Below are 13184 nucleotides of genomic sequence, written 5' to 3'. Positions count from 1 at the left end.
CCTCGTCAAAGGTAAAATTCGGTAAGGGCAAGGGCGGCTTTCCTATGCCCTCTTTTTTGTCCCCGTCGCCCTTGACGTCCCTTTCACACCTTTGGCGGGGTGTTGGTCAAGGGCGAATCCGGCTCCAAGGATGCCTTACGATGCTCCATGGGATGGCGGATGTGGAGTTTTCATAAAACTTTTGACGCTACCTTTGTGTATCGCGTGTTTAGTACATATACCGGTTCATAAAGCGAAGCCGGTCAAACCGTTGAATCGATTCCGGATCGACTCGTTTGCCGATGCGGACCATTAGGCAGTTCGCCGGATGAGAACAAATTTCCGGGTCGTCGGTCGCGTACCAGACGAGCCCGCCGGCGTTCATCATTTTCTCCATTACTTTTCGGTATTCCCATACGTTTAGCCCGGTTCCTTTTAAATCCCAATGCCAGTAATACTCAGTTGTAATGATAATATAATCTTCCATCGCATCGTCCATCATGGAGACGATCAATAAATTTTTTCCAACACCAAAACCACGAAATTCAGGGATTACTTCAATGGCACCGAGCTCGATTAAATTTTCCATCTTTCCTTCGGACCAACGTTCAAGCGGATCTGGATATAAAAACGTGACATAACCGACGATGGTTCCACCGCGACGGGCGATAATGATCCGCCCTTCCGGCAGCTTGGCGATCTCGATTAATGCTTCGTGTTGTTTGGAGGGCTGGCGGAATGAAGTTAAGTCAGGGTGAAATTCGTAGCTGGCCAATGCTTCCGGTGTTACCGGTCCTTCGATGAGAAGCGTCCCTTTCGGTGTTTTCAGCTCTTTGGCGTTATACGTTTTTTTATGTTCCATTCGGTCACCACCTGAATCACTCAATCTTCTTTCATTATACATAAAAATGGCCTTAGTAATCGCAGTTCAAAAAAATTTCAAAAAAATAGGCGACGGGAATATTTTAAAAATTGAGAAATCAATTATTATCTACTATAATAAGTAATGTAACCACTTACATAAGGGGGATCGGAGAATGAAAACGGAACTGCTACCCGTCGTACAAGGGGATTACAACTTGAAAAACTACGAGGAAGCATACGAACAATTTGAATGGACGGAAACGGAAAAGGCGTTTTCTTGGTATGAAACTGGACGAGTCAACATGGCGTACGAAGCGATCGACCGCCATGCCGAGTCGTTCCGAAAAAATAAGGTGGCACTTTACTACCGTGACGCTGTGCGGAACGAGAAATATACGTTCAAAGAAATGAAGGAGCTGTCCAACAAAGTTGCCAACGTCTTAAAGCAGGTGGCCGACATTGAAAAAGGCGACCGCGTGTTTGTGTTTATGCCGCGTTTGCCGGAACTGTATTTTACGGTGCTTGGCATCATTAAAACCGGCGCCATCGTCGGACCGCTGTTTGAAGCGTTTATGGAAGGAGCGGTACGCGACCGTCTAGAAGATAGCGGAGCGAAAGCGATCGTCACGACGCCGGAGCTGTTGCCGCGTGTGCCGGTCGGCGACCTTCCGGAACTGAAGTACGTCTTTTTAGTTGGTGACGATATTGTTGAAGAAGGGCCGTACATCGATTTGAAAAAGCGGATGAATGAGGCGAGCAAACACTTTGACATCCAATGGGTGGATCGTCAAGACGGCCTGATTTTGCACTATACGTCCGGCTCGACCGGCAAGCCGAAAGGCGTTTTGCACGTCCATAATGCGATGATCCAACACTATCAAACAGCGAAATGGGTGCTTGATTTAAAAGAAGATGACATTTATTGGTGCACAGCCGATCCGGGTTGGGTGACCGGGACGTCATACGGCATTTTCGGTCCGTGGCTGTGCGGAGCATCGAGTGTGATCGTCGGAGGCCGCTTCAGCCCGGACGCTTGGTATCAAACGATTCAAGACTTCGGTGTCACCGTCTGGTACAGCGCACCGACGGCGTTCCGCATGCTGATGGGCGCGGGCGATGAAGTGGTGAAAAAATACGACTTAAGCTCGCTCCGCCATGTGTTAAGCGTCGGTGAGCCGCTCAACCCGGAAGTCATCCGCTGGGGACTGAAAGTGTTCGGCCGCCGCATTCATGATACGTGGTGGATGACGGAAACAGGTGGTCATCTCATTTGCAACTACCCGTGCATGGAAATTAAGCCTGGTTCGATGGGGAAACCCATTCCAGGCGTGCAGGCAGCAATCATCGATGATCAAGGGAACGTCCTGCCGCCGTATCGGATGGGCAACTTAGCCATCAAAAAAGGTTGGCCGTCGATGATGAAAACGATTTGGAACAACCCGCAAAAATACGAATCGTACTTTATCGGCGATTGGTATGTGTCCGGCGACTCGGCTTACATGGACGAAGACGGCTATTTCTGGTTCCAAGGGCGCGTGGACGATGTGATCAATACATCGGGCGAGCGCGTCGGCCCGTTTGAAGTCGAAAGCAAGCTCGTCGAGCACCCGGCTGTTGCTGAAGCCGGTGTCATCGGCAAGCCGGACCCGGTGCGCGGAGAAATCATCAAGGCGTTCATCGCGCTCCGTGAAGGATACGCGCCGTCAGAAGAGCTGAAAGAAGACATTCGCCAGTTTGTGAAAAAAGGGCTTGCTGCCCATGCCGCGCCGCGCGAGATCGAGTTCCGCGACAAACTGCCGAAAACGCGAAGCGGAAAAATTATGCGCCGCGTCTTAAAAGCGTGGGAGCTCAACTTGCCGACCGGCGACTTATCGACCATGGAAGACTAAACACGAACATAGGCGCCCGGAATGTTGCGCTTTCCGGGCGCTTTTTCTTATAGCGTCAGATGATGCAATGCTCCGTCAGTTGTTCGCCATTCATACAACTCCGTGACGGAAAAAGATAACGGGAGACGTAACGGTTGAAAAAGTGGGATGACAAGGCATAAAAGACGAGCGAGAGGAAGTGGAACGAACGACCACGAGTATATAGGCGGCGAAAGGAGGTTCTCCTGCCGGTCGAAAAATAGGTGCCCGCTCATAAAAAAAGGCTTTCCAACTGTTTGGTTGGAAAGCCTCATAATATTTATCTAGAAGAAGATGGGGGAGCTTCGCTATTTTCCGCGTTGTCCGCACTAGCGGGCGAATTGGCCGGCGGGGAGGACTGGGCGGCCGGCAGTGCGACTTTGCTTGATGGTGCTGATTCCCGGCCAGCAATATCGACAGCGGTGACGTAATATGTTGCTCCCGGTTTGAGATCGGAAAAGGCAGTCGCTTCCTCCGCTTTGATGATGGCGACGATTTGCCGCTTTCCGGTTTCGCTTACCTGATAGACGCGGTAGCCGATGACATCGCGTTCTCCGTGGCGAGCCCAGACGAGCTGATTGTCATTCAGGCGGGCGGCCGGTGGGGCGGGCACGCGTCCATTGTCTTTTAAGGTGGAAACAACGAACGCATCGCCAACCGATGTCTTTCTATTGATTCCCCACTGATCGAGCAATTTTGGATTGACAACGACCTCGCGGGTGACAAACTCTTCCGGCGTCGTCTCGAGCGCTGCATATCGATGCTCGCCAATGACGACAACCCGCCCCTCGGTCAAATAGTCATCGCTTCCTTGCCGCGGCGTAAACTTTGTATTGTATAAATCATAGCGAACGAGTCCAGCTTTTTTACATGCCGATGACGGGCTGAATCCACTCGTGGCACAATACGCGCGGCGAACGATGCCGCCTGGCATTAAAAACCGTTCCGACGGATTGATGAGTTTCGGTTTCACACGATGGGCAGCATTCATCAATTGCGCCCATAATAGCTGAGTGCGTTGGCCGTAGGAAAACCCTTTGTAGCGCGACTCAAGAGACGCTGGACGATCGTAACCGATCCAAACGCCGAACGTGACGTTCGGATTAGTGGCAACAAACCATGAATCGCGATTGTCTTGCGATGTTCCCGTTTTACCGGCCCAGTCAGCAGAAAACGTCAAGTAACGCCGCACTGAAGAGGCGGTTCCACCGCGCAGCACGTCACGCATCATATCGATCATTAAATACGATGTTTGCGGAGAAAAGACGCGAACCGGTTTGCTTGTATGTTGATAAATGACTTTTCCGTCTTTGTCGGTAATCTTTTCGATCATATACGCATCGACAAATGAGCCGTAATTGGCAAACGTCGCATACGCATTCACGTTTTCTTCGACGGTGACACCGATATTCGTCCCGCCGATCGCTAAAGCCGGATGTTTTTCTTCTTCCTTAGCGACGCTGGTGATCCCCATTTTGTGCAAATAGTCGACCGGATGGCGGTTTTGGATTTTCGTATAGACCCGAACAGCCGGGATGTTGTACGAATGTTGAAGCGCGCGCCGCGCTGTGACAAGGCCGTGCGTTTTTCCATCCGCATTTTTTGGCTTATACGAACCGATCGAAAGCGGAAGATCAGGAATGATCGAGCCGGGCTGAATGACGCCCATCTCCATCGCCGGTGCGTACACTAAAAGCGGCTTCATCGTTGAACCGTTCGAACGGTACGCCTGGGTGGCGTGATTTAACTGCTCGCGCTTGTAATCACGGCCGCCGACAAAGCTGATGATTTTGCCGGTTTTGTTTTCGATGAGCATCGCCCCGACTTCGACCGGCTGGCGCTTGGCGATCCGTTTCCCTGTTTTTGTGTCTGTCACATAATACAACCGCTCGTTGCCGTAATACGGGTAGTTGGCGGCCACACGCTGCATTTGCTCATAAATCGCTTTGTCGATCGTCGTATGGATGTGCAAGCCTCCTTGCCGCAACATTTTTTCCGCTTCACCGACATAGCGGCTGTATAAAGCAGCATCGCGTTTCAGCTCTTCCGGCTTGTGGCCATCGCGTTTAGCGAACGTTTCCGCAAGCACGTCTTTGGCTCGTCTTTCGATTTCCATTGTTAAAAACGGATAGCGCTCAAACGGTGTCGGTTTCGGAGCGGCGAAATGCTTCGTCACATCGTAGGCGAGCGCTTCTTTATACTGCTTATCAGAAATATAACCAGCGCGCTTCATCCGGTAGAGCACTGTTTTCATCCGTTCCAATCCGGCCGATATATCTTGTTTGCGGCTCCCATCAGCGGTAAACGGTGTATAGACGAACGGGTTTTGCGGCAAGCCGGCTAAAAACGCCGCTTGGGCGAGATTGAGTTCTTTGGCGTCAACGCCAAACACTCCTTGGGCAGCGGCTTGGATGCCGGCGATGTTGCGGCCCGATGAACTGCGGCCGAACGGAACAACGTTTAAGTAGGCCTCTAAAATTTCTTCCTTGGAAAAAAACCGTTCCAAGCGCATCGCCAATAACATTTCCTTCGCCTTGCGTTCAAACGACACTTCACTGGTCAGCAGCTGGTTTTTGACGAGTTGCTGCGTAAGTGTACTGCCGCCGCTTTTGATCGGTGAATTGGTCACTTCTTGAAATATAGCGCGAATGACAGCCTTGGGAACGACGCCGTCATGCTCGTAAAAATGCTCATCTTCCGTGGCGATCACCGCCTGCACAACGTACGGGGAGACGTCGGCAAGGCGCACCGACTCGCGGTCGAGATCAGATCGGAATTGGCCTAAATAGATGCCGTCAGCAAAATACATATGGCTCGTTTCTTCATAGCTGTAAATCTCATTTTTCAGTTGGTCATGGGACGGAACCTCCATATCTTTCACCAAAAAGGCAAAATAGCCGGCACCGATGCCCACGGCAAAACAAACAAGACAGAGTGTGGCGATGAGCAAAATAAGGATGACATTCCAGACGACGTCATATGTAAGGGAAAAATAGTACCACACTTTTTGTAAAGAAGCTCGAAACCGTTTTTGTTCCATATCGGGCCCCCTATAATGGCAAATCATATATATAAAGTATAGCATACTCGCATGTTCTGTTGCGGGATTTTGTCGCTTTTTCGCCATTTGTGGCGAAAAAAGCCGGAGTTGACAGTGAGTGTGCTGGTATGGTAAAAGAATGTATATATTCATACCGACAAAGCGATGACGGGAACAAGTAGCGGTTGTCTCCCTGGTGCAGAGAGCTGGCGGGTGGTGCGAGCCAGTCCATAGGCAAACGTGAATTACCTCCCCGAGCAGCGATGGTGAACGGCTTTGTCGCCTAGTAGCCGTCTGCCGGCATGCGCCGTTACCGAAATGAGCGAGAAAGCAACATGCTTTCTAAGTAGGGTGGTACCGCGACGAACACTCGCCCCTTCATGCAGGGCGGGTGTTTTCTTTTTTGACGACATTCATTAAAGAGGTGAGAAAAACATGAACCTGCTTGAAGAACTGCAATGGCGCGGACTTGTCAATCAAACGACGGATGAGGATGGGCTTCGAAAGCTCCTGAATGAGGAGAAGGTGACGCTTTATTGCGGGTTTGACCCGACAGCAGACAGCTTGCATATCGGCCATTTGGTCACGATCATGACCTTGCGTCGCTTCCAACAGGCGGGGCATCAACCGATCGCCTTAGTCGGCGGCGCCACCGGTTTGATCGGCGATCCGAGTGGCAGAAAAAGCGAGCGCACGCTCAACGCCAAGGAGACGGTCGAGACGTGGAGCGCCCGAATCAAAGCGCAACTCGAGCGGTTTCTTGATTTTGAGGCTGAGAGCAATCCAGCGAAAATCAAAAACAACTACGACTGGATCGGGCCGCTTGATGTCATTTCGTTTTTGCGTGACATCGGCAAGCATTTCAGCGTCAATTACATGCTTGCGAAAGAATCGGTGCAGTCGCGCATTGAAATGGGCATTTCGTTTACCGAGTTCAGCTATATGATGCTGCAGGCGTACGACTTCCTCAACTTGTACGAAACGGAAGGTTGCCGACTACAAATCGGTGGCAGCGACCAATGGGGCAACATCACGGCGGGGCTTGAGCTCATCCGCAGAACGAAAGGTGAGGCGAAAGCATTCGGTTTGACGGTTCCGCTCGTGACGAAAGCCGATGGGACGAAGTTTGGAAAAACGGAAAGCGGCGCGGTTTGGCTCGATCCGGAAAAAACGTCGCCGTATGAGTTTTACCAGTTCTGGATCAACACCGATGACCGCGATGTGATCCGTTACTTAAAATATTTCACGTTCTTGACAAAAGAAGAGATCGACGCGCTTGAACAAGAGCTGCGCGAAGCGCCGGAGAAGCGGGTGGCGCAAAAAACGCTTGCTTCCGAAGTGACGAAGCTCGTGCATGGCGAAGAGGCGCTCAATCAAGCGATTCGTATTTCAGAAGCACTCTTTAGCGGCGACATTGCCGAGCTGACGGCTGTGGAAATCGAGCAAGGGTTTAAAAACGTGCCGTCGTTTGTCCATGAAGGAGGCGACGTCCCGCTCGTCGAGCTGCTCGTAGCTGCCGGCATCTCGCCATCGAAGCGGCAGGCGCGCGAAGATGTTCAAAACGGTGCGATTTATGTTAACGGCGAGCGCATCCAAGATGTCGGCGCTGTCTTAACGGCCGAACACCGTTTGGAAGGGCGGTTTACCGTGATCCGCCGAGGCAAGAAGAAGTATTATTTAATCCGCTACGCTTAAACAAAAAAGCTCCGAAATGCATCGGCATTTCGGAGCTTTTTTTGCGCATTAACGCGAGTAGAACTCAATTGTTTCATCTCACTTGATATATCAGTGTTTAAAAACCTTCTTAAAAATTACCTCAATCAAATTCATTTTCTCCATTTGTTGAAACAGAAAGAAGAAGTTATCATCACGATTCGTGCACTTGGAAAGTTGTTAGGCTTCACTTCCGAACAGGTTTGGCACCAGTTTGTGATCAGGAATTAGTTTTCCAAGGGCTTGTTCCCTGAATGTTCTTGACACAACTGTCGTTGTCGAGCACTTGACTTTGCCATCAAGTGGGGCAGCACCAGCTGGCCAAGCGTGGACAACACCGTGTGTATGCGATCGTGGACAGTTTGCCGCTTAAGCTATGTCATCCATTCCGAATGGATCGCACCAAACGGTTTCGTAGAGAAGCGGATATTGGCTATTGTGCTTCGAAAAAGATCGTTTTCAAACTTTATCCGCAGATCACCAATTAAGGAGTTCCGATGGGATACGCCATCAATGAAGCATCTTGTGTATGATCGGGTGCCGCTGAAACCATCATAGTGCAAATTCTACATCCATAAACCTAGGTGGACAAAGAGTACATCAGCCAAAAACTACAAAAGGAGCTGTACAAAGAGCATCGAGTTGCTTTTTGAATGCCCGTTCGAAAAAATGAGCGAATTCGCCAATCCATCTCATGGAAACAGCGGATGAAATGAAAATGCAAAGTGATTGAAACCGTGTTTTCGATTTTCAGCGATTTGTATTGGCTCATCGAGATTCGAGCGAACTCGATTTCGAGATTTGAAACGGCACTAGATGGGATTTTACTGGCTTACTCCTTTGTTGTTCTTCGGTTAGTTGAGTGTTAACGCTCCACTAGCACCAGGGGGATATAAATAATGGTTATAATATTGAGAAAATTAATATTATTACTAAAATAAATGATATAATATTGTTCAAGAGAATGCACATTAGAATACATTGATTAAAAGTGGGGGATGTAAATGGTTCCAGACCTTAAACATATCAATCGGTTTCCAATGAATAATCAACATATGCTACAGCATGAATGTGTTTACAAAATAGCATTAGATCATTTATACGATGGTGTTTTCATTACAGACAACGAATGTAAAATTCTTTACGTTAATGAAGCGTATACAAAAATGTCAGGTCTTAAATATGAAGATGTTGTCGGCCATTATGTGGATGATTTAGAAGCAAAAGGTATATTTAAAAATTCTACTTCACCTCATGTTCGAAGGGAAAACAAGATTATTAGTTCCATTGGAAAGGCAAAAGATGGAGTAGAAATGTTAATTACAGGAAAACCGATATATGATGAAAACAATGAACTCATCTATGTAGTGGTTAATCAGAGGGATATTTCTGATTTAGAAATTATGAGGCAAAAATTAATAGTAACAGAAAACAAAATGGCAGTAGTGGTACCGTCAAGAATTTTGTGTAATGTAAGATAGATAGGGTATCTCTGAAATGGATTTGGAATGGATAGGGAACCGAGTTTTCCTCCACACAAGAGACTGAATATTCAGTCTCTTGTGTGGAAAGGGAAAATCCCCTTATTTTGTTTATTTACAATATTTGGTTAACAATAACGTTCTTCAAACATTCGTTGAAGGGCTTCTTGCGCTTCGGCAAATCCTCGCAACTTTCGCCCTGCCCATTTCTCGTTAAAGTCCTGTATCGTCAAATATACGACTTTTTCAGCGGCTTCTAAACTGCTCAAACTGTTCATCGGTTTTAGGCGTTTCCGAATCTCCTTGATCGTTCGTTCGATGGCATTGGTCGTATAAATCACACTTCGAATACTGCTTGGATAGTCCATAAAGGTGAGAAGGACATCCAACTCATTTGCCCAAGATTGGACTTCCCTTGGGTATTTGTGAGACCATTTGGATTGAAACTGTTGAAACATCTCCAATGCGATTTCTTTATTCGGAGAACGATAAATGAGTTTCAGGTCCTCCGCCATTTCGAATTGATCTTTTTTCCGAACACGGCTGAGGGTGTTGCGGACTTTGTGCACGACACAGCGCTGCACATCGGCTTTCGGATACACCGCCTTAAAGGCTTCCTCCAACCCCGGAAGGCCATCGAAGACGCCAAGAAGCACTTCCTTGACTATAAATGCTAGTTTAAGAATGTACAAAAGTGATTGGATAAGAATGTACAATTTTGATTTTAACATGCATACTGATTTCGAGGTGAAATGGTGTGCATGTAAATTTGAAAATCACAACAGAGATTGAAATTCATAGTTTATCAGATTTGCCAAAATTTAAAACCCTTATGGAGAGTTTGGGAATGAAAATTAATAAGAGTCAATTAGCACGAGATCTCAATGTAGATAGGAGGACGATTGATAAATATTTGAATGGTCTTATCCCAAAAAAGACACGAAAAAGAGGGTCTAAGATTGATAAATACTACGATGTGATTTCTCAATTGCTTTCAAAAGAATCGAAACAAATTTTTTATTATAAACGGGTTCTTTGGCAGTACTTGAAAGACAATCACGGCTTAGAATGTTCCAATCAGCCTTTCGGGCCTATATTTCTCGGAAACCAGAGTTTCAAGCATATTTTTCTGAGGGTAAACGGACAAAACCGGTTGGTCAGGTCGTTCGTTATGAAACGGAACCTGGAGAACAAGCGCAATTTGATTGGAAAGAAAATATTCGATACGTAACGAAAGAAGGGGAAATATTAAACGTTAATATAGGGGTATTTCTTCTGTCTCATTCACGATTTCGAACTTTTTTATTAACACTTTCAAAATCGCAGAGTGTGTTGATGTCCTTTTTGATGGAGACGTTTGAAAAGATTGGAGGCGTGCCGAAAACCATTGTCTTTGACAATATGAAGACCGTCATGGATGAAGCGAGAACGGAGTATTCGAAAGGGGTGGTCAATGAACGGTTTGATCAATTTGCCAAAGATTGCGGATTTGACATTCATCCGTGTAAAGCCGGTAGGCCTTATACCAAAGGGAAAGTGGAAGCCACGATGAAGCTAATCGATGAAATTCATGCCTATCAAGGTCAATTTTCATATGAGGAACTTCAGAATTTTGTTCAATCCCTTTGTGAACGGATCAATCATAGCTATCATCAAGGAACGGGAAAAATCCCTATCTTAGCCTTTGAACAAGAAAAGAATCTCTTACAACCCCTGCCAAGGAATGAAATAAGAGATTCTTACAAAATCAAACATACACTTGTAAAAGTCAATTCAGCGGGAATGGTTACCTATAAAGGGAATCAATATTCCGTCCCTGCTGAATACAAAGGAAAAACAGTTGGATTACAAGTGTATGATGACCATATTTACGTTTATTATAACATGCATTTGATTACTCAACATAGGATTAGTTCAATAAAACTGAATTATAAACAAGAACATTACATCGAAATCTTGTCGAGGGGATTACCTCATCACCCGGATATTGATGAGCTAGCCAAGAAGAATTTACTTGCGATTCATGAGGTGTATAAAAATGAATAGTAGTTATCAACAATTAATTCAAAACTTAGAGTATCTCAAGTTAAAACAAATGATTTGTCACCTGAATGAAACCATTGATTTTAGTACGAAAAATCAGCTGTCGTTCGTTGATACACTAGTAAAATTAACGAATTATGAAATTGATATGCGTGAAAGAAATATGATTAACTCGATGGTTAAGGTGGGGGCTTTCCCTCACCTAAAGGAATTAAAAGATTTCGATTTTGACTTTCAGCCTTCAATCAATAAACAACAGATTCTAGATTTTACGACATTACGGTTTATTGAAGAGAATGAAAATATTGTTTTTTTAGGTCCAAGTGGCGTTGGAAAAACCCACTTGGCGACTGCGATTGGAATCGCAGCTGCCAAAAAAGCGGACAAGTACGTATTTCATTAAATGTCACGAACTGATTTTACAATTGAAGAAAGCGAAAATGGAAAATCGTTTAGACAATCGTTTAAAACATTATGGAAAATACAAGCTATTAATCATTGATGAGATTGGCTATTTGCCGATTGACAGAGAAGATGCAAAATTGTTTTTCCAGTTGATTGATTTACGGTATGAAAAGAAAAGCACGATATTTACTACCAATGCCAATTTTAAGGATTGGGGGGAGGTATTTCAAGATTCAAAGCTAGCCAATGCCATCCTAGATCGTATTTTACATCACGCGACCGTGATTAATATTGTAGGGGATTCATATCGAATAAAAAATCACTTAGAAAGAGAAAAAGAAAACGAGTAAAAATGTACATTCTTAAACAGTCAAAAGTGTACATGTTTATCTTGACATTTACATCCTTGACGCCTCTTTTGTAGAGCTGTTGGAGAATCTCCTGCCATACATAGGCGCTTTCTTGTCCTCCTACGAAGAAATCAAGAATTTCACGATACCCTTCTTCGTTCACCCCCAATACCACATAAATAACTTCTTTCTCTACCGTATCCCGGCGAAGTTTCACGTACAAGCCGTCCAAATATAAGACCGAATAACGCTGGTGTAGTGGACGAGCGTGCCATTTCTCGATGTCTTCCTTCACGACATCGGTAATCCGGCTGATCGTCGCAGGAGAATAGGTGCTTCCTAGAATTCGTTCGATAAACTTGCCAATTTCACGCGTGCTCATGCCACTTTGGTACATCCTAATGATTGCTTCCTCCAGCCAGCCCGTGTGCCGTTGGTAAGGGGCAAACAACTGTGTTTGAAATTCCCCGTTTCGGTCTCTTGGAACCAAAAGACCCTCAATCCGGCCATATTGTGTATCTAGATTTCGCTGATAGTAGCCGTTTCTCATATTCGGCGTTCCAGCCTGTTCGATTTCGAGGAAATTTTTGATTTCTTCCCGCATAATCAGTTCTAATTTTTCTTTTACAAACTGACGAATGGCATTTTCCAGTTGATTTGCCCAGTCGACATTCGGTATACTTCTTTTAGACATAGGTAGGGTACTCCTTTCTCTGGAATGTGTTGTGGTCCAAATCAGAGAATACCCTACCTTTTTTCTTTTGTTCTAGCAAAATGCTTTACACAAAATTTTATACATCATCGCCAAACGTGGACAACATCACGCTTATGCGGTGGTGGATAGCTTACCCATTGAACTCTGCCACCACGCACGAATGTATCGCGTCAAACGATTTCAAGGAATCGCAGATATTGGGTATTGTGCATCCAAAAAGATGGCTTACTATGGATTTAAGCTTCATCTTCAGATTACCGACCAAGCGCTTCCGATGGGATATGTCCTGACCGAAGCATCCTGCCACGACCGGACAGCTGCGGAAACCGTGATGGCCCAACTTCCTCATCCGTATACACTTGGCGACAAAGGATATGTGAGCCAAGCCTTGCAAAAGAAACTATACGATGAATACAAAATCGCTTTTTGGACGCCTGCTCGGAAAAATCAACGAGTTGCGCAATCAAAAAAATGGAAACAATGGATGAAGCAAAAACGCAAAATCGTCGAAACTGCGTTCTCGGTTTTAGTGGATTCATTTCGGATTACGGAAATTCGTGCCAATTCGGTTTCTGGATTTGAAACAGCGCTTGATGGCATTTTATTGGCCCATTCTCTCGTTGTTCTTGGGCTAGTGGAGCGTTGACGCTCAACTAGCACCACGGGTATCCAATTCTTTTTTGTTTT

Annotated in this window: 5 protein-coding genes, 6 pseudogenes and 1 other annotated feature; of the genes and pseudogenes, 7 read left to right on the top strand and 4 right to left on the bottom strand. The window is 46.0% G+C overall.

Annotated features, from left to right (window positions below; all coding sequences use genetic code 11):
* Positions 1–208: 208 nt before the first annotated feature.
* The gene (locus IC804_RS05870; RefSeq protein WP_008880912.1) at positions 209–841 is read right to left on the bottom strand and encodes a GNAT family N-acetyltransferase; all 633 of its coding nucleotides are present in this window, start codon (positions 839–841) and stop codon (positions 209–211) included.
* A 175-nt stretch (positions 842–1016) separates the two neighbouring features.
* Between IC804_RS05870 and acsA the strand changes: the two genes are divergently transcribed.
* Positions 1017–2732, top strand: coding sequence for an acetate--CoA ligase (gene acsA / locus IC804_RS05865; protein ID WP_008880911.1), 1716 nt, complete (start codon positions 1017–1019; stop codon positions 2730–2732).
* 298 nt (positions 2733–3030) lie between these two features.
* Here the strand turns inward: acsA and IC804_RS05860 are convergent, their stop codons facing one another.
* Positions 3031–5790 carry a transglycosylase domain-containing protein gene (locus IC804_RS05860; protein WP_081157601.1) on the bottom strand — a complete coding sequence of 920 codons (2760 nt, stop codon included), beginning with the start codon at positions 5788–5790 and terminating at the stop codon, positions 3031–3033.
* 156 nt (positions 5791–5946) lie between these two features.
* Positions 5947–6171 (top strand) — a binding site (T-box leader).
* Between the two features lie 54 nt (positions 6172–6225).
* Here IC804_RS05860 and tyrS point away from each other — a divergent pair.
* From tyrS to IC804_RS05845, 3 genes and pseudogenes are all read left to right on the top strand, one after another.
* Complete coding sequence (tyrS, locus tag IC804_RS05855) at positions 6226–7485, top strand: tyrosine--tRNA ligase (protein WP_081157600.1); 1260 nt, start codon at positions 6226–6228, stop codon at positions 7483–7485.
* Positions 7486–7560: 75 nt separating this feature from the next.
* Positions 7561–8372, top strand: a pseudogene (locus IC804_RS05850) (IS982 family transposase).
* 135 nt (positions 8373–8507) lie between these two features.
* The gene (locus tag IC804_RS05845) at positions 8508–8984 is read left to right on the top strand and encodes a PAS domain S-box protein (RefSeq protein ID WP_087960194.1); all 477 of its coding nucleotides are present in this window, start codon (positions 8508–8510) and stop codon (positions 8982–8984) included.
* Positions 8985–9112: 128 nt separating this feature from the next.
* On the opposite strand, the pseudogene IC804_RS05840 reads toward IC804_RS05845, so the two are convergent.
* A pseudogene (locus IC804_RS05840) lies at positions 9113–9649 on the bottom strand (transposase); the annotation flags it as partial.
* Between the two features lie 92 nt (positions 9650–9741).
* On the opposite strand from IC804_RS05840, the pseudogene istA reads away from it, so the two are divergent.
* Positions 9742–11030: pseudogene (istA, locus tag IC804_RS05835) on the top strand (IS21 family transposase).
* A pseudogene (gene istB, locus IC804_RS05830) lies at positions 11023–11782 on the top strand (IS21-like element helper ATPase IstB). Before istA ends, istB begins: the two co-directional pseudogenes overlap by 8 nt.
* A 49-nt stretch (positions 11783–11831) precedes the next feature.
* Here istB and IC804_RS05825 read toward each other — a convergent pair.
* A pseudogene (locus IC804_RS05825) lies at positions 11832–12476 on the bottom strand (transposase); the annotation flags it as partial.
* A 106-nt stretch (positions 12477–12582) separates the two neighbouring features.
* On the opposite strand from IC804_RS05825, the pseudogene IC804_RS05820 reads away from it, so the two are divergent.
* A pseudogene (locus IC804_RS05820) lies at positions 12583–13143 on the top strand (IS982 family transposase); the annotation flags it as partial.
* Positions 13144–13184: the final 41 nt, after the last annotated feature.

This window comes from Geobacillus sp. 47C-IIb (assembly GCF_014679705.1).
Classification (GTDB): domain Bacteria; phylum Bacillota; class Bacilli; order Bacillales; family Anoxybacillaceae; genus Geobacillus; species Geobacillus thermodenitrificans.
This window is presented reverse-complemented; position numbering and strand designations above follow the sequence as displayed.